The organism is Pseudomonas sp. S2_F03 (genome assembly GCF_054668335.1).
Genome location: NZ_CP162759.1, coordinates 5,996,477 through 6,013,486 on the forward strand (window position 1 = coordinate 5,996,477; position 17,010 = coordinate 6,013,486).

Genomic DNA, 17,010 nt, shown 5'->3' on the forward strand with positions numbered 1-17,010 from the left:
ATGACGAACTCCGTCTATCTCGGTTGTCAGGTTTTCGATGAGTCGTTGATGGCTTCGGCCAGGTCCTGATACTCCTCGCAGGTGTTGCCGCAAATCGATTTGATGTGCTGCAACTGTTCCTGGGCCAGGTCCAGTCGACCCTTGATCACGTACGCTTCGCCGAGGTACTCGCGCACTTTCGCATACTGCGGGTCAAGTTTGACCGATTGCAGGTAGTAACCGATGCCTTCGTCGGTGCGCCCCAGTTTACGCGTGGCGTAGCCCCGATAGTTCAAGGCGATGGCGGTGTTCGGCTCTTTCAGGGTGTCGAGCAGGGCCAAGGCTTCCTCGTAGCGTCCGTCCTTGGCCAGACGATAAGCGTAGCTGGTTCGGTCGGCGTCCGGCACGAGGTTGCTGGTTTGCTTGAGGCATTTTTGCGATCTGGAGTCGAACACCTGGCCTTTCGGGCAGTTGGGCCTGGCGGGTGCGTCTTCTTCGCCATGGGCCTGGGCGAGCGAACTGGTCAATGCTGCCGTCAGGCAACCGGCAAGCAGCAGCGGGGCGGTGAAAACAGCAAAACGCACGTTCATGGGCAAGGCTCCAGGGTTTGAATCACGATAATGTGGGGTGATGAATTGAAAACACCGCAGCGTGAACAATTATTCATTTCTTTCTGGCGAACATTGCAACGAAAGCTCAGACCTTGGCGCTATGCTCGACAGCATCCGTTGTCCACCAGGAGAACTGCCATGACAGACCACGTTCATCACGCGACGGCGGGCTATAAAACCAGCGCCGAAACCTATGTGCGCGGCCGCCCGGACTACCCGCCAGCGGTCGCTGACTGGCTGGCGGGTACGTTGGGCTTGAACGCCGACAAAAGCGTGGTGGACCTGGGCGCCGGCACCGGCAAGTTCACCGGCCGGTTGCTGGCGACCGGAGCGCAGGTGATTGCCGTGGAACCGGTGGCGCAGATGCTGGAGAAGCTGTCCCAGGCCTATCCCGAAGTGCTGGCGGTCAACGGCACCGCTACGGATTTGCCGCTACCGGATGCGTGTGTGGACGTGGTGGTCTGCGCCCAGGCCTTTCACTGGTTCGCCAACGCCCGGGCGCTGACCGAAATAGCGCGGGTCCTGAAGCCGGGCGGCAAGCTGGGGCTGGTGTGGAACCTGCGCGATACCAAGGTCAGTTGGGTGCCGAAACTGGATGCGATCGTCAACGCGCTGGAAGGCGATACGCCGCGTTATTACACCGGCGCCTGGCGCCGGGCGTTTCCACATCCCGCGTTCGGGCCATTGCAGGTGCAGCACTTCAACCATGGACACACGGGGTCGCCTGAGGATGTGATCTTCAATCGGGTGCGCTCCACCAGTTTTATTGCGGCGTTGCCGCAGGCCCAGCGGGCGAATGTGGATGAGCAGATTCGTGCGTTGATTGCTTCAGAGCCGGCGTTGCGTGGACGAGAGGTGGTGACGGTTCCGTATGAGACGGCGGCGTTTGTGGTGGTGAAGGCCAGTTAAGCGGGCGGTGCGACGATTCGGCTTGCCCGCGATGAAGCCCACCCAGTCACTGGCGATCCAGAAGCCAGTCCCGCTTTTGGCCGAACCACTGCCTTACTGTCCACCCTGATGCCTTGTTATAGTCCGGGCCTCTTTTTTTTGCCCGGTAAAGGATCCCTGCCATGACTCAGTACACCGCGTTCACCGTCGAACTTGCCGACAACATCGCCCATGTGCAGATCAACCGCCCGGAAAAAATCAATTCGATGAACGCCGCGTTCTGGAGCGAAATCATCGAAATTTTCCAGTGGATCGACGACACCGATGAAGCGCGCGTCGTGGTCCTTAGCGGCGCCGGCAAGCATTTTTCCTCCGGTATCGACCTGATGATGCTGGCCGGCGTGGCCAATGAACTGGGCAAGGACGTCGGCCGCAACGCGCGCCTGCTGCGCCGCAAGATTCTCGCCCTGCAAGCCTCTTTCAATGCCGTCGATAATTGCCGCAAGCCGGTACTGGCGGCTATCCAGGGTTATTGCCTGGGCGGCGCGATTGATCTGATTGCCGCGTGTGACATGCGTTACGCCGCCGAAGACGCACAATTCTCGATCAAGGAAATCGACATCGGCATGGCCGCCGACGTTGGCACCTTGCAACGCTTGCCGCGCATCATCGGTGACGGCATGCTGCGTGAACTGGCTTACACTGGTCGCACTTTTGGCGCCGACGAAGCGCGTAACATAGGCTTGGTCAATCGCGTCTACAGCGACAAAGCCAGCCTGTTGGATGGCGTGATGGGCATTGCCCGCGAGATCGCCGCAAAGTCGCCGATTGCCGTCACCGGCACCAAGGAAATGATCAGCTACATGCGCGACCATCGTATTGACGACGGCCTCGAATATGTCGCCACCTGGAACGCCGCCATGCTGCAATCCACCGACTTGCGCGTGGCCATGGCCGCCCATATGAGCAAACAGAAACCCGAATTTCTGGATTGATTAAAAATGACTTCACGCTGGACCACCGCAGTACTGGACACCGATATACCCGGCGGCTGGGCTGTGGCCCGTAGCCCCGAAGGTTTTCTGTTCGATGACAATGGCGCGCTGTTCCCACGTGAGTGGCTCAAGCGTCAGGATTTGTCGATTCTCGCCGAGCACGGCATTGGCCATCTCGACGGCGAGCCGGTCTATCTGCTGGAATTGCGCAGTCACAGCGACGTGCCGGGTTGCAACTGGAAAGGCCTGCGGGCGTTCATGCTGGAAGGCGATCACACGGTGTACAAGGTGCTCGGCTATGCCGCGCAAATTGGCACCTGGTATCGCGAGCATCGCTTCTGCGGCAACTGTGGGCAGGCGGCAACGCAGGTTCCGCGTGAGCGGGCGATGTATTGCGAGCCCTGTGATTTGCGCTATTACCCACGGATCTCGCCGAGCATGATCGTGCTGGTCACCCGTGGCGATGAAGTCTTGCTGGCCCGTTCGCCACGCTTTGTCAGCGGGGTCTACAGCACGTTGGCGGGGTTTGCCGAGCCGGGGGAGTCGGCAGAAGACTGCCTGATTCGCGAGGTGCGCGAAGAAGTGCGCATCGAGGTCAAGAACATCCAGTACCTGGGCAGCCAGTGCTGGCCGTTCCCGCACTCGATGATGCTCGGCTTCCATGCCGAGTACGCCGGTGGCGAGATTGTCTGTCAGGAGGACGAAATCGAAGACGCCCAGTGGTTCAATGTCCACGCGCTGCCGCCGTTGCCGGCGTCGCGCTCGATTGCCCGTTACCTGATCGATGTCTATGTGGCGCGGCGCTTAGGCCACGCTGAACCAGTGCTGCCAGGCTAACCGCACGGTCAAGCCCAGTACCACGGTGATGAACACCGGCCGAATGAATTTCGCGCCGCCGCTGATGGCGGTGCGAGCACCAAAGAATGCGCCGACCATCACCGACAGGCCCATGCTCAGGCCGATGATCCAGTCCACCTGCCCGGAAAACACAAACACCGACAGCGCCGCAATGTTGCTGACGAAGTTCATGCTGCGCGCCACGCCGCTGGCCTTTACCAGGTCGATGGGGTACATCAGCAGACTGCTGACGGTCCAGAATGCACCTGTGCCTGGACCCGCCACACCGTCGTAGAAACCGAGGCTGAAGCCTTGGGTCGATTGCCACTTTTTCTTGATCGGTGCATCGCTGTCCAACGGTGCTTTCGGTGTGCCGCCAAACAACAGGTACAGGCCGCAAGCGAACACGATCACCGGCAGCATTTTGTTCAGCCATTCGGCGGGCAAGTAATGCGCGACGATGGCGCCGGTCAATGCGCCGACCAGGGTGCCGACGATGGCATGCACCCACTGCCGCGGATGGAACAGCTTGCGCCGGTAGAAGGTGAAGCTGGCGGTGGCCGAGCCGAACGTCGAACTCAACTTGTTGGTGCCCAGCACCAAGTGCGGCGGCAGGCCGGCGGTCAACAATGCCGGCGTGGTCAGCAGGCCGCCACCGCCGGCAATCGCGTCGATGAAACCGGCAATGAAGGCAACGATGGCCAGAATGGCCAGGGTAGTGAGGTCAACGCTGAGTTCGAAAGGCATGGAGTCGGCTTATTCGGCGGGGTGCAGGAAAGGGCTGCGGGGAAGGGCCGGTATCTTACCTATATCCGGACTTAGCGGCGAGCCGTCAGGCCGCTTCGCTAGCAGGCGCTACAGCCACTAAAACTGTTGCTCAGCCAACAGCCCGCCGACAAACAGGATGTGGACTAACAGTTAATCCCCCCGAATATCCCGACAAACCCGCGATTTCAGCCCTGGCACGCTTGCTGCTCTGTCCATGGGGCATCCCTGAGTCCCGAGGACACGCCAATGAGTCAGCAAGCGGTTCAAATTTGCCTACTGGGTACCGAACGTCAGCGGCGGGCTGGTGGTCAGTAAAATCGAACAACGCACCCACTGGGGCATCGACTGCAACCGCAAACTCGCGCAATTGGCCGAGACAGCCGGGTTCGAATACGCGCTCACCCAGATTCGCTTTACTGCCGGTTACGGCGCCGAATACCAGCATGAGTCGGTCGCCTTCAGCCATGCGCTGCTCGCGGCCACCACCACATTGAAAGTGATCGCTGCAATCCTGCCAGGTCCCTGGCAACCGGCGCTGGCGGCTAAGCAGTTGGCCACAATCGATCAACTGACCCATGGGCGAGTCGCGGTGAACATCGTCAGCGGTTGGTTCAAAGGTGAGTTTCAAGCGATAGGCGAACACTGGCTGGAGCACGATGAGCGTTATCGCCGTTCCGAAGAGTTCATTCGCTCGCTCAAGGGCATCTGGAGCCAGGACAATTTCACCTTTCGCGGGGATTTCTACCGTTTCGACAACTACAGCCTCAAACCCAAGCCCTTGGGCCAACCGGAAATCTTCCAGGGCGGCAGTTCTCGCGCGGCGCAGACATGGCTGCGCGGGTCTCGGACTGGTACTTCACCAACGGTAATACGCCGGAAGGCATCAAGGCCCAAGTAGACGATATCCGGGCCAAAGCCACCGCCAACCACCATTCGGTAAAAATCGGAGTCAATGCGTTTGTCATCGCCCGGGACACGGAAGAAGAAGCGCGAGCAGGTGCTGGCGCAGATCATCGATCAGGCTGATCCAGACGCGGTGAACGCCTTTGGCGATGCGGCGAAACAAGCGGGCAGGGCATCGCCGGAAGGCGAGGGCAATTGGGCGAAGTCGACGTTCGAGGATCTGGTGCAGTACAACGATGGCTTCAAGACCAATCTGATCGGCACACCGCAGCAGATTGCCGAGCGGATTGTGGCGTTGAAGGCGGTCGGCGTGGATCTTGTGCTGGGCGGCGTTTCTACATTTTCAGGAAGAGGTGGAATACTTCGGCCAGCGCGTGTTGCCGTTGGTGCGCGAGCTGGAAGCCAAAGCCCAATCCAGGCCAGCCACCGCAGCCGCATAATTCCCCCTGTAGGAGCCGGGCTTGCCCGCGATGGCGGCATCACATTCAACACTTCAGTTGCTTGTGACATCGCCATCGCGGGCAAGCCCGCCTCTATAGTTGGATTTAGGTGAACTTAGAGGCCGAGATCAGACGGCCCCGGGTGATCATCCGGCCGACGCCCCAGCGGCCAGTGGAATTTGCGGTCGCTTTCCTTGATCGGCAGGTCGTTGATGCAGGCGAACCGGTTAGCCATCAAACCGTTCTCATCGAACTCCCAGTTTTCGTTGCCGTAGGAACGGAACCAGTTGCCCGAGTCGTCGTGCCATTCATAGGCGTAACGGACGGCGATGCGGTTGCCGGTGAAGGCCCAGAGTTCCTTGATAAGGCGATAATCCAGTTCCTTGGCCCATTTGCGGGTCAGGAAACCCTTGGCTTCTTCACGGTTGTAGGCGAACTCGGCGCGGTTACGCCATTTAGTGTCCAGCGTATAGGCCAGCGACACCCGTTCCGGATCGCGTGAGTTCCACCCGTCTTCGGCCAGGCGAACTTTTTCGATGGCTGTTTCACGGGTAAAGGGCGGCAATGGCGGACGAACTTCTGCGTTAGACATTTAATGTCTCCCAGTAAAAGTAAAGTTAAACAAAGTTGTCAGGCTTATATAAAGTGGTTACAGGTCCAATAACTTTCGCGCCATGCATTGCGCATTATCGGCGGCACTGTGATCACCCATCACAAGCGCTACGGTAATGGCACCGTCGATCAGGATCAGCAGCTGTTTGGCCAGCGTCTCCGGGTCGGCAGCGCCATGTTCGGTAGCAGAGCTCGCGCACGTAGTCGAGCAGCTTCTGTTTGTGTTCTTTGGCAACCAGGCGAACCGGGTCTTGCGGGTCGCCGGTTTCACCACTGGTGTTAATGAAAGCGCAGCCACGGAAGCCTTCCGAGGCGAACCAGGCCTTGAGCACGGTAAACAGGTTCAGCAACCGGTCTGCCGGGGTCTCGGCCATGCCGACTTCCGTCCGGTACCAGTGCATCCAGCGCACGTCGCGCCGTTGCAGGGCAGCGACGGTCAGCTCCTCCTTGTTGGTGAAGTAGCGGTAAATACTTTTTCTGGAGACGCCGGCGGTTTTCACCAGAAGATCCATGCCAGTGGCAGCGATACCACTTTTGTAGATCAACTTTTCGGTGACGTCCAGAATGATGTCGCGTGTGTCGTTGCTGGTTATTTTGTTCATGTGCTGAACAGTAGAACGATCATTCTTCTTGGTCAACAAAAAATTTTACGTCTGTTAAAGATCGTTCCCACGCTCTGCGTGGGAATGCATCCGGTGACGCTCCGCGTCGCATTTAGAAGCGAACGCGGAGCCATTCCCACCCAGAGCGCGGGAGCGAACTGAGGCGGCATTACAGACCGTAACAAGACCCAAACTGATCCATGGTGTAAGCTCTGTGACTATTCGGAATTGACCCATTGCGAGCCCTATGCCGTCGCTTTTCAAACGCTCTCTGCTGCCCAAACTGCGCAGTTTTCCGCTGACCGCCGATGCCGTCACCATCCTGTCTGGCGCTGCCGGGTTTCGTCGCTGCCTGCTGGAGAAAATCGCCCAGGCGACCCGGCGCATCTATATCGTTGCGCTGTATCTGCAACAAGATGAAGCGGGCCAGGAAATCCTCGATGCCTTGCACGCCGCCAAACTGGCGCGTCCGGAACTGGACGTGGTCGTGGTGGTTGACTGGTTGCGCGCCCAACGCGGTTTGATTGGTGCCGGCAAGCAGCCGGGCAACTCGGCCTGGTATCAGGAAGCGACGCGTACCCACGCAAGTGAAGTGCCGGTGTATGGCGTGCCGGTGCAGACGCGTGAGCTGTTCGGCGTGCTGCATTTGAAGGGCTTTGTGATCGATGACTGTGTGATTTATAGCGGTGCGAGCCTGAACAACGTGTACCTGCACAAGTTCGACAAATACCGCTTTGACCGTTATCACGTACTGGAAAACCAGGCGCTGGCCAATTCGATGCAACACCTTGTCCAGCACGGTTTCATCGCTTCCAAGGCCGTGCATCGCCTCGATTTGCCGAACCTGCCGACCACTCGCAGCCTGCGCCACGATATCGGTGACTTGCGCAGCCGCCTCAAGCATGCCGCGTACGACACCACGGCGGGCACCACGGAAAAAGGTGGTTTATCCGTCAGTCCGTTACTCGGTGTAGGCAAGAACAATCCATTGAATCGGGTGATTTGCGAGTTGATCGCCAGCGCCCAGCACCAACTGACCATCTGCACGCCGTACTTCAACCTGCCACTGGCGGTGACTCGGGAAATAAACCGGGCGCTGGGCCGGGGCGTGAAGATCGATATTGTGGTCGGTGACAAGACCGCCAACGACTTCTACATTCCGCCGAGTGAGCCGTTCAAGGTGATCGCCGCGTTGCCGTATCTCTACGAGATCAGCCTGCGACGCTTTGCCAAAAAGCATCAGCACAGTATCGACAGCGGCAAATTGAACTTGCATTTGTGGCGTGATGGCGACAACACCTATCACCTCAAAGGCATGTGGATCGACCAGCGCTACACCTTGCTGACCGGCAACAACCTCAACCCGCGGGCGTTCCGTCTTGACCTGGAAAACGCACTGCTGATCGATGACCCGAAAGGCGAATTGCTTGAATCGCGCGCTGGCGAACTGGTGCAGATTTTCCAGAATACCCAGCGAATCGAGCGATACCAGGACCTTGAAACGCTGCTGGATTACCCGCCGGCGGTGGCCAAGTTTCTCACCCGCGTCAGTCGGGTGCGGATCGAGCGTCTGCTGTATCGCATTTTGTAAGCTTCAGTTCGCGGGGCTTTGGCCACAAAGCCACCAACAGCAGTAACGCCGCGGCCACCAGATAGGGCAGGCGGGGTTCGAGGTCGTAAATCAGAGTGGCCGCCAACGGCCCGATCACCACGCCGAACCCTTGTGCCGCGCCGATGGTGCCCGCCGTCGCGCCTTGCTCCGAGGCCTCGACCGCATTGGCGGCCAACGCGGCAAAAGACGGGAAGATCAAGCCCATCCCGCCCGCCGACACGAAAAAGCACAACCACAACCCCCACGCTGTATTCGCGAGGATACTGCCGGCAAATCCTGCTGATGCCACCAGCGCCCCGGCGCGGATCAACCGCAATGGCGGCCAATCGAGTCTGCGCACCACCAATTGCGCACAGATCAACGCGAAACCGACCATGGTCAGGGCGATGCCTGCTGTTTGCGCGGCGTCGGCCGGGTTCATGCCGAGGCGGTCGAGGGCGAAAAAACCGACGGTGATCTGCGCAATCGACACACACAGCATCGCGACAAACGCGACAGCCATGGGCCGGCGCAGGCGTGGATCGTTCAGGTGTACCTTGCGCGGCGCCTGGCGCAGGTGCAGTTCTTGCCCTTTGAGCTTGAAGTGCAACACCAGAAAAGCCAGCAGCGGCAGGACGGCCATGGCGTAGAACGGCAGGCTCAAACTGAAGCGTGACAGCAATGCGGCGATGGCCGGGCCGATTACAAGGCCGCACGCATTGGCGGCACCCAAGGCGGCCATGGCTTTGGCGCGGTGTTGCGGTTCGATGTTGTCGGCGATCAGCGCGTTGCCACCCACCGGAATCGCCGCATAGAACACACCGATCAAACCGCGCCCGATCATCACGCCGATGAACCCCAGCAGCGCCGAGGGTAGAAATCGCAACGAAGCATCGATGAACAGGCACAAGGCCCAATAGGCGAGGGTGAAGCCAGCGGTGGCGATCAGCAATATTCGTCGTCGGCCATAGCGATCACTGGCCTGGCCCCATGGGCGGGCGAGCAGCATCCAGATCACCCCGGACACCGTCACCGCCGCACCAGCCTGCCAGGTGGCCAGGCCCAGCACGCGGGCAATCGGGCCGATCAGCGAGACGAACGCCATCATCGACATGGAACAGGCCATGTTGGCGACCATCAATGGGCGCAGATCGAAGGCAGGGGTGTTCATGGGAGAGTCGTCCGTGAGCTTTTAGAGTGTGCGGGGGATGGTAGCGCGGGTTGGTTAAAGGCAGGAGGAATATCGGTGGCAGTGATAATGCCATCGCGGGCAAGTCGAATCGTCGCACCGCCGCTCCCACAGATCTTGTGAACACCGAAGATCCTCTGTGGGAGCGGGCTTGCCCGCGATGGGGCCCGCTCAGACGCTAGAAAACGATCAGTTCAAACCCAGTTTGCCGCGCAACGTCGACAAGTCTTCAGCCAAGGTATTCACCGGCCCAACCAACGCTTTACGGTCATTCTCTTTCACCTTGTCATACGTTTCGAAACCACCGTCCTGGGTCTTGTACTTGGCCAGGATCTTGTCCACGGTCGCGAAATTCTTGTCGACTTTGGCGATGAATGCCGCGTCTTGCTTCTCGATCTGCGGACGGAACAGGTCGACGATTTTCTTCGCGCCGTCGACGTTGCCCTGGAAGTCATAGAGGTCGGTGTGGCTGTAGCGGTCTTCTTCACCGGAGATCTTGGTGGCCGCGACTTCTTCGAGCAGCGCCGCCGCGCCACCGACGACTTTCTCAGGCGGGAAGGTCAGGCCGGCCACGCGGGTTTGCAGGTCCTTGACGTCTTTGTTCAGGCCGTCGGCCAAATCGCCGAGGCCTTGGGTGCTTCTTTCCGAGAACAGCGAGTACTCGATGCGGTGGAAGCCAGTGAAGTCGTCGGCTTTCACGCCTTTTTCGTGGTCGTCTACGCGCGAATCGATGGACGCGTCCAGGTCACTGAACAGCTCGGCAATCGGCTCGATCGACTCGTAGTAAACGCGGGTCGGGGCGTAGAGCTTTTGCGCGGTGGCCAGATCACCTTTTTTCACCGCGTCGGTGAACTGTTGGGTGTGGCTGGCCAATTCGTCCAGTTGCTCTGTGACGTAAATCTTATAGTCCGAAACCGGCCCCACCAGGTCCATCGGCGCTGTGGTCGCGAACGCCGAAAGCGGAGTGTTGAGCAAGCCAAGGGTCAGCAGCAAAGCGAGTGGCGACTTTTTCATGGGCGGTTCCGTGTGGGAGTTGTCAGGCGGTTGTTGTTGCGGATGTGGCATGAAGCAGCGAGCGACCGATGAAGTCCTGGTCGCTGGTGACACCTGGCAGGGTGAAGAAGTAGCCGCCGCCGACGGGTTTCAGGTATTCCTCCAGCGGCTCGCCGTTCAGACGGGTTTGCACGGTGATAAAGCCTTTTTCCAGATCGGCCTGGTAGCAGATGAACAACAAGCCCATGTCGAGCTGGCCGTTTTTGTTCACGCCATTGGAGTAGTTGAACGGCCGGCGCAGGATCAGATTGGCCTGGGTGGCGGCGGTGCGCGGGTTGGCCAGCCGGATGTGCGCGTCGAGTCTGGTCAGCTTGCCTTGCGGGTCCTTGGCGTAGTCCGGGACTTCGGTTTCATGGGCGCCACCCATGGGCGCACCGGTGCTTTTGACCCGTCCGAGGATGCTTTCCTGTTCTTGCAACGGCGTACGGTCCCAGCGCTCAACGAAATTGCGGATGATCCGCACCGCTTGATAGCTGCCATGGGTTGCCCAGCCTGGTTCATCGCTGCCGGGTCGGACCCAGACGATGCGGTCCATGACGTTGGCATCGTTGGAATCAGGATTGGCCGAGCCGTCGCGAAAACCCAGGAAATTGCGCGCGCTCTGCGCCGGAACACCCGGTTTCGCCGGAGCTTGCGGCGGCACGCTGCCTTCCTGTTTCCAGCGCACCAGGAGCAAGTCCGGCAGGTTTTTAATGATGTCGCGCAGGGCGTGGATGTTGGTGTCGGGAGTGTTGGAGCAGAACTGCAGGCTCAGGTCGCCGTGGCAGCAGTCAGCCTCCAGTGCATCGTTGGGGAAACCGACCATGCGCGTCAGTCGCTTGGGTTTGACGCAGGCCAGACCGAAACGCTCGTCGAACAACGACTCGCCCACCGACACAGTGATGGTCAGGTTGTCCGGTGTGACCACCGGGCCAAGAATCCCGGAATCCACTGGCGGCAGTTTCGGATCGACCTGGGTTACCGGGCCGCCCTTCATCAAGAACGCGATGCGCTCGTTGAGGGTGAGAAACAGCCGTTCGAGGTCGGCTCGGTCAGTGGCCAGCACATCAAACGACACCAGCATGCCGGATGCCGGACGTGGGGTGACGATGCCAGCCTGGTGTTTGCCGTGGAATTCGTGGCGGTCTTCAGTCTTGTCGCTGCTCGGCGCTTCAGTGACCTGCGCGGGGCTGGCGGCCATGACCGGACAGCTCAACGCCACGCCGGCCGCGCCCATGCCCATCAATATCCGTCGACGCTGGAGGTTGAATTGCTCTGAGTCATTCATGGGTTCAAGTCTTCTGCTTACAGGCCGGAGAGGCCAAGGGCGGGATCGATGGCATCGAGGGCGTCGGCCAGTGCCTGAGCCTTTTCGGCGATTTTTTTGCGCTGTTCGGCGCTGACGCTGTCGTAGCGGGCGTAACCATCGTTGACCTTGAGGCCGTTAAGTTCGGTGTCGAAGGCGACGATGGCGCTGTCGAGCTTGGGCAGTAAATCGGCGGCGGATATGCTCAGCATCGGGCGCAGCAAGTCGACAACTTTGCGGGCGACGTCGAGGTTGGCGGCAAAACCGTTCAGGTCGGTGTGGCTGTAGCGTTCTTCCTCACCGCTGCTGGCACGTACATCAGCGAGGGTATTGAGGTTGCGCACCACAATGCTCACCAGTTGCTCCGGCGGCAGCGGTTCGGCCAGCAGTTGCTGCTTGAGCGTGGTGATGTCAGCGGTCAGACGTTGGGCAACCGGGGCCAAACCATCGAGGCTACGTTGCTGGAACAGCGCATATTCCAGGCGATGGAAGCCGACGAAGGCCGGGTCCTGCTCGCGTTTTTCGAAATAGTCGGCGCGGGCATTGATCGCGTTATCCAGCTCGGCCAGGCGCTGGGCGGCCGGGGCGATGCGTTGATACGCAGCGCGGGCCGGCGCATACAAGGATTGCGCCTGGCTTAGGTCGCCGACCTCGATGGCTTGCTCAAGCGCGGTAACGGCTTTGATCAACGCCGTGCCTTGCGTGCTCAGGTACACGCGAAATTCTGACAACGGACCAACGAACGCGACCATCGACGGTTTGGCTTTTGCGGCGGCCTCGGACACCTCGGTCGGGGTCACGTGCAAGGTGCCGCGCGGGTTGCTGAGCAAACCGCAAGTGATGGTGTAGTCGCCGGGCAACAGGTTGGCGTTGATCACCTGGCTCAGGCCCGGTGCGATGTTTTCGCGCTCTTCGAGCACCAGCACACCGTCGAGGATTTCCCATTCAACGGCCCGGTCGGAACGATTGACGATGCGGAAACTGGCGCGACCGGCCGGGACCGTCAGCGCATTGGGCTCGCAGCTGTGCGGGTGAATGTTGACCACCACGTCGTCATGGTTGGCCTGGCGCTTGGCGGCGGCCATTTTCGAGGCGTAATAGAACAGGCCACCGGCGGCGATCATCACGATCACCGAACCGGCCACTGCCCAACGCAAGGCCCGGGACGGGCCGGCTGTAGGAATAGGCTTTGACATGAAGGCCCTTACTGACTGGAAACGGAAGAAGGCTGTTTGGCGGGCGTCGGGGCCGGGACGAAAAACATCACCAACGCCACCACCAGATAAATCAGGTAGGCACCGAGGGTGCTGACCGTTGGGGCGTCCTGATAGCCGAACATGCCCGCCAGCACCGAGCCCAACGGGCCATCCATCGGCAGCGTTGCGCTGAAGTCGAACAGCACGGTTTGCAGGTGATTCCACAGCCCGGCTTCATGCAGCGCCTGCACCGAATTGGAGAGAATGCCGGCGGCCACGAACAGGATGAACAACCCGGTCCAGCGGAAAAATGCACCAAGGTTCAGGCGCATGCTGCCGCTGTAGATGAGGAAACCGACGGCGATGGCCAGGATCAGGCCGAGCAGGGCGCCAATGGGCGCGGCCGGGCCCTCGCTCTGTTGGAACACCGCCAGCAGGAAGAACACCGTCTCCAGGCCTTCCCGGGCCACGGCGAAAAACACCATGGCGATCAGGGCGACGACCTGATGTCTGGAGCCGGCCAGCGCGTGATCGAGGGACGCCTGCAGCGAATGTTTGATCGAGCGCGCCACTTTGCGCATCCAGAACACCATCGAACTGAGAATGCCGACGGCCAGCAGACCGATCACGCCTTCAAACAGCTCTTGTTGTTTCTGCGGGAATTCGGCGCTGACCAGCTCCAGACCACCCCCCACCAGCAGGGCCAACGCCGCAGCGAGGAACACACCGATCCACACCGCGGGCATCCACTGACCCCGGCCGGTTTGCTGAGGTAGCTGGCGATGATGCCAACGATCAACGCGGCTTCAATGCCTTCGCGCAGCATGATCAGGAAAGGGACGAGCATTCAGCACCGGGACACAATTAGTTAGGGTGCTAATTTGTAACATAATGACATTAATTCCCATATGCCAATAATTGACATTTACCTGAACCTAAGCTGAACAACCCTGAACATCACTGTGGGAGCGGGCTTGCCCGCGATGACGCCGTCACCTTCGATACATATGTCGGCATATCCACCGCTTTCGCGGGCAAGCCCGCTCCCACAGGATCTCCTTTGCTCAAGCGTGCTGCGGTAAGATGCCCGCACTCAAAAAACAACAGGGCTCACCGCGCTCAATGTCGGAAAAAGACACCATCTCCATTCAACTGGTGCGCGAAGCGCTGTTGCAAAAGCTGCGCCCCGGGCCAGGCCACCGATGAGGTGTTGAACAAGGTCGGCATCGATCCGGCATGGTTGCAAACCCCTGACGCGCGAGTTCCGGCGACGGCCTATGCGCGACTCTGGCGCCTGCTGGCGCGACGCGGTGACGATGAGTTTTTTGGCATGGACCCGCGCAAGCTCAAATCCGGCAGTCTTGAGTTTCTGTGTCGTTGCTCGATGGTCCAGCCGAGCCTGGCCGCTGGGCTGACCTCGGGCCTGGGTTTTCTGTCGCTGATGCTTGAAAACATGCCCGCGCAGCTGGTTCGCCAGCAAAGCCTGGCCGAAATCGTGCTGGCGGAAGACGATCAGGATCCGCGTCGTGCCTTCACTTATTTCACCTACTGGATGATCGTTCACGGCGTTGCCTGTTGGCTCGCGGGGCGGCGGATTCCAATCCTGGCCATCGAACTGCGCTGCCCGGTGCCGGATTTTTGCGGCGACTATCAGGTGATGTTCTCCGAAAACCTGCGCTTCGACCGGCCGCGCACGCGGATGATTTTCTCGGCTGAGTGCCTGGACTTGCCGATCAAGCGCAGCCCGGAAGAACTCAAGCGTTTCCTGGCGCACGCGCCGGCCAATATTCTGGTCAAGTACCGTGATCCTGAGAGCCTGGCGAGCCGCATCAAACAGAATTTGCGGCACTTGCCCGCAGAACATTGGCCGGAAACCGAACCGTTGGCGCAGCAACTGCACATGTCCGCCTCGACCTTGCGCCGACGTCTGGCGGAAGAAGGGCAGACCTACCAAGGGCTCAAGGACAGCGTGCGCAAGGAACTGGCGATCGTTTGGCTGGCAGAGCCGAACATCAGCTTCGCCGAGATTGCGGCCCGGCTGGGGTTTGCCGATGCGAGTTCGTTCTACAAGGCGTTTCGCAAGTGGTCGGGGTCCAATCCGGGGCATTACCGGAGTTTGATTCTTAACGAGGCGCACTGATCCGGTCCCCATATTGGATCGACTGACGCCATCGCGGGCAAGCCACGCTCCCACAGGGGAGTGCATTGCAAATGTGGGAGCGTGGCTTGCCCGCGAAAGCGTGCGTCCAGGCGGCACACCTCTTGAATTTTGGCCAAACCAGTCACGCAATCTGAAGGCTTTGACCATTGCCCCGTTCTACGCACTGGAGCGAGTATTTCTCTGGTTTATACGGTTCCCCCAACCTAATAAAAATACCGAGGGATTCTGGCAATGCGCGATTACTTGTCTGCCACATCACAGTTCAATTATCAGCACACCGTCGATGCCGCACTCAGTGGTTCCTTGCAAGCGCTCAACGCCTGCGTCGAGTGTTGCGACCGGCACGCCTTGCCGGGGCGCATTGCGCTGTTCTGGGAAGGGCGCGATGGCGCCAGCGCTTCGTACACCTTCACTGACTTGCAGGACAAAGCGGCACGGTTTGCCAACTTCCTGCTGGCCCAAGGGGTGAAAAAGGGCGACAAGGTCGCCGGCCTCCTGCCACGTAATATCGAACTATTGATCACCGTCTTCGCCACCTGGCGCATCGGCGCGGTGTATCAGCCACTGTTTACCGCTTTCGGCCCCAAAGCCATTGAACACCGTCTCGGCAGCTCGGGTGCCAAAGTGGTGGTGACCGACGCGGTCAATCGCTCGAAACTCGCGGAAGTCGCCGACTGCCCGACCATCGTCACGGTCGGTGGCCCTAAAGGCACGGGCATCGTGCAGGGCGATTTCAGTTTCTGGGCCGAACTGGCCAATTTTTCCGCAGACTGCGAGCCGGTGCTGCTGACCGGCGAAGACCCGTTCCTGCTGATGTTCACCTCGGGCACCACCGGTCCCTCGAAAGCGCTGTCGGTGCCGCTCAAGGCCATCGTCGCGTTCCAGAGCTACACCCGCGACGCCGTGGATTTGCGCCCTGAAGACGCGTTCTGGAACGTCGCCGACCCGGGTTGGGCCTATGGCATCTATTTCGGGGTCACCGGGCCGATGGCGATGGGGCATCCGATCACCTTCTACGATGGCCCGTTTACCCTCGAAAGCACCTGCCGGGTGATCAACAAGTACGGCATCACCAACCTCACCGGTTCACCGACCGCGTACCGTCTGCTGATCGCGGGCGGCGACGAGTTTGCCAAGTCGATCAAGGGCAAGCTGCGCATTGTCAGCAGCGCCGGAGAGCCGCTGAACCCGGAAGTCATCCGTTGGTTCGCCGATAACCTTGGCGTGGTGATTCACGACCATTACGGCCAGACCGAACTGGGTATGGTCCTGTGCAACCACCACGCACTGGAACATCCCGTGCACGTCGGCGCCGCCGGTTTTGCTTCACCCGGCCACCGCATCGTGGTGCTGGACGAAGAGTACAACGAGCTGGGTGTGGGTCAGCCGGGCATTTTGGCCATCGACCGCACCCAGTCGCCGATGTGCTGGTTCAACGGTTACGAAGGCGCGCCGACCAAAGCGTTCGTCGGCGACTATTACCTGAGCGGCGATACCGTGGAATGGAACCCTGACGGCAGCATCAGTTTCGTCGGTCGCAGCGATGACGTGATCACCACGTCCGGCTACCGCGTTGGCCCGTTCGACGTGGAAAGCGCGTTGATCGAACACCCGGCCGTGGTCGAGGCCGCCGTGGTCGGCAAACCCGATCCGGAGCGTACCGAGCTGGTCAAAGCCTTCGTGGTGATTTGCTCGCAATACCGCGCCACGCCGGAGCTGGCCGAAGAACTGCGTCAACACGTGCGCAAGCGTCTGGCGGCGCATTCTTACCCCCGTGAAATCGAATTTGTCAGCGAGTTGCCGAAAACCCCAAGCGGCAAATTGCAGCGCTTTATCTTGCGCAACCAGGAAATCGCCAAGGCTCAAGAGGCCGCCGCGAAGAACGTTTCAGCTTGAATCC

At 60.0% G+C, this 17,010-nt stretch carries 12 protein-coding genes and 4 pseudogenes; 7 read left to right on the forward strand and 9 right to left on the reverse strand.

The annotated features are described in order from the left end of the window. Positions 1 to 26: 26 nt before the first annotated feature. Positions 27 to 569 carry a tetratricopeptide repeat protein gene (locus AB4N76_RS28250; protein WP_046027345.1) on the reverse strand — a complete coding sequence of 181 codons (543 nt, stop codon included), beginning with the start codon at positions 567 to 569 and terminating at the stop codon, positions 27 to 29. A 159-nt stretch (positions 570 to 728) separates the two neighbouring features. On the opposite strand from AB4N76_RS28250, the gene AB4N76_RS28255 reads away from it, so the two are divergent. The 3 genes from AB4N76_RS28255 (at position 729) to nudC (ending at position 3,310) form a co-directional block, all read left to right on the forward strand. Next, on the forward strand, positions 729 to 1,499 hold the full coding sequence (locus AB4N76_RS28255; RefSeq protein ID WP_460163845.1) for a class I SAM-dependent methyltransferase: 771 nt from the start codon (positions 729 to 731) through the stop codon (positions 1,497 to 1,499). Between the two features lie 161 nt (positions 1,500 to 1,660). Further along, on the forward strand, positions 1,661 to 2,473 hold the full coding sequence (locus AB4N76_RS28260) for a crotonase/enoyl-CoA hydratase family protein (protein WP_046027343.1): 813 nt from the start codon (positions 1,661 to 1,663) through the stop codon (positions 2,471 to 2,473). 6 nt (positions 2,474 to 2,479) lie between these two features. Further along, positions 2,480 to 3,310, forward strand: a complete 831-nt coding sequence (nudC, locus tag AB4N76_RS28265) for an NAD(+) diphosphatase (RefSeq protein WP_460163846.1) — start codon at positions 2,480 to 2,482, stop codon at positions 3,308 to 3,310. Here the strand turns inward: nudC and AB4N76_RS28270 are convergent. Further along, positions 3,278 to 4,057: a TSUP family transporter gene (locus tag AB4N76_RS28270; RefSeq protein ID WP_046027341.1), complete on the reverse strand. Its 780-nt coding sequence runs from the start codon at positions 4,055 to 4,057 to the stop codon at positions 3,278 to 3,280. The genes nudC and AB4N76_RS28270 overlap by 33 nt on opposite strands. 267 nt (positions 4,058 to 4,324) lie before the next feature. Between AB4N76_RS28270 and sfnG the strand changes: the two are divergent. Continuing rightward, positions 4,325 to 5,421: pseudogene (gene sfnG / locus AB4N76_RS28275) on the forward strand (dimethylsulfone monooxygenase SfnG). A gap of 115 nt (positions 5,422 to 5,536) precedes the next feature. Here sfnG and AB4N76_RS28280 read toward each other — a convergent pair. Both AB4N76_RS28280 and AB4N76_RS28285 read right to left on the reverse strand, forming a co-directional pair. Next, positions 5,537 to 6,013 (reverse strand): nuclear transport factor 2 family protein, encoded by a 477-nt coding sequence (locus AB4N76_RS28280; protein WP_460163847.1) that lies wholly within the window; start codon positions 6,011 to 6,013, stop codon positions 5,537 to 5,539. A 57-nt stretch (positions 6,014 to 6,070) separates the two neighbouring features. Next, positions 6,071 to 6,635 (reverse strand): annotated as a pseudogene (locus tag AB4N76_RS28285) (TetR/AcrR family transcriptional regulator). Between the two features lie 247 nt (positions 6,636 to 6,882). On the opposite strand from AB4N76_RS28285, the gene pssA reads away from it, so the two are divergent. After that, entirely contained in the window at positions 6,883 to 8,226 is a 1,344-nt protein-coding gene (gene pssA, locus AB4N76_RS28290) for a CDP-diacylglycerol--serine O-phosphatidyltransferase (RefSeq protein ID WP_046027337.1), read from the forward strand. Here the strand turns inward: pssA and AB4N76_RS28295 are convergent. The 5 genes and pseudogenes from AB4N76_RS28295 to efeU form a co-directional block, all read right to left on the reverse strand. Beyond that, a complete protein-coding gene (locus tag AB4N76_RS28295; protein ID WP_046027336.1) occupies positions 8,183 to 9,397 on the reverse strand; it encodes an MFS transporter in 1,215 nt (404 codons plus the stop codon). The genes pssA and AB4N76_RS28295 overlap by 44 nt on opposite strands. A 207-nt stretch (positions 9,398 to 9,604) precedes the next feature. After that, positions 9,605 to 10,429 (reverse strand): iron uptake system protein EfeO, encoded by an 825-nt coding sequence (efeO, locus tag AB4N76_RS28300; protein WP_046027335.1) that lies wholly within the window; start codon positions 10,427 to 10,429, stop codon positions 9,605 to 9,607. 22 nt (positions 10,430 to 10,451) lie between these two features. After that, positions 10,452 to 11,735, reverse strand: a complete 1,284-nt coding sequence (gene efeB / locus AB4N76_RS28305) for an iron uptake transporter deferrochelatase/peroxidase subunit (RefSeq protein WP_460163848.1) — start codon at positions 11,733 to 11,735, stop codon at positions 10,452 to 10,454. 17 nt (positions 11,736 to 11,752) lie between these two features. Then, positions 11,753 to 12,949 carry an iron uptake system protein EfeO gene (gene efeO / locus AB4N76_RS28310; RefSeq protein WP_460163849.1) on the reverse strand — a complete coding sequence of 399 codons (1,197 nt, stop codon included), beginning with the start codon at positions 12,947 to 12,949 and terminating at the stop codon, positions 11,753 to 11,755. An 8-nt stretch (positions 12,950 to 12,957) separates the two neighbouring features. Continuing rightward, positions 12,958 to 13,796 (reverse strand): annotated as a pseudogene (gene efeU, locus AB4N76_RS28315) (iron uptake transporter permease EfeU). 275 nt (positions 13,797 to 14,071) lie between these two features. Here efeU and AB4N76_RS28320 point away from each other — a divergent pair. Both AB4N76_RS28320 and AB4N76_RS28325 read left to right on the forward strand, forming a co-directional pair. Beyond that, positions 14,072 to 15,089 (forward strand): annotated as a pseudogene (locus AB4N76_RS28320) (AraC family transcriptional regulator). 252 nt (positions 15,090 to 15,341) lie between these two features. After that, positions 15,342 to 17,006, forward strand: coding sequence for an AMP-binding protein (locus AB4N76_RS28325; protein WP_460163850.1), 1,665 nt, complete (start codon positions 15,342 to 15,344; stop codon positions 17,004 to 17,006). The last annotated feature ends 4 nt before the right edge of the window (positions 17,007 to 17,010 follow it).

Excerpts from the sequence above, each read along its gene's own strand:
- pssA (WP_046027337.1), top strand. The coding sequence starts at position 6,883 with ATGCCGTCGCTTTTCAAACGCTCTCTGCTGCCCAAACTGCGCAGTTTT.
- AB4N76_RS28250 (WP_046027345.1), bottom strand. The coding sequence starts at position 569 with ATGAACGTGCGTTTTGCTGTTTTCACCGCCCCGCTGCTGCTTGCCGGT.
- nudC (WP_460163846.1), top strand. The coding sequence starts at position 2,480 with ATGACTTCACGCTGGACCACCGCAGTACTGGACACCGATATACCCGGC.
- AB4N76_RS28260 (WP_046027343.1), top strand. The coding sequence starts at position 1,661 with ATGACTCAGTACACCGCGTTCACCGTCGAACTTGCCGACAACATCGCC.
- efeO (WP_460163849.1), bottom strand. The coding sequence starts at position 12,949 with ATGTCAAAGCCTATTCCTACAGCCGGCCCGTCCCGGGCCTTGCGTTGG.
- AB4N76_RS28295 (WP_046027336.1), bottom strand. The coding sequence starts at position 9,397 with ATGAACACCCCTGCCTTCGATCTGCGCCCATTGATGGTCGCCAACATG.
- AB4N76_RS28280 (WP_460163847.1), bottom strand. The coding sequence starts at position 6,013 with ATGTCTAACGCAGAAGTTCGTCCGCCATTGCCGCCCTTTACCCGTGAA.
- efeB (WP_460163848.1), bottom strand. The coding sequence starts at position 11,735 with ATGAATGACTCAGAGCAATTCAACCTCCAGCGTCGACGGATATTGATG.
- efeO (WP_046027335.1), bottom strand. The coding sequence starts at position 10,429 with ATGAAAAAGTCGCCACTCGCTTTGCTGCTGACCCTTGGCTTGCTCAAC.
- AB4N76_RS28270 (WP_046027341.1), bottom strand. The coding sequence starts at position 4,057 with ATGCCTTTCGAACTCAGCGTTGACCTCACTACCCTGGCCATTCTGGCC.
- AB4N76_RS28325 (WP_460163850.1), top strand. The coding sequence starts at position 15,342 with ATGCGCGATTACTTGTCTGCCACATCACAGTTCAATTATCAGCACACC.
- AB4N76_RS28255 (WP_460163845.1), top strand. The coding sequence starts at position 729 with ATGACAGACCACGTTCATCACGCGACGGCGGGCTATAAAACCAGCGCC.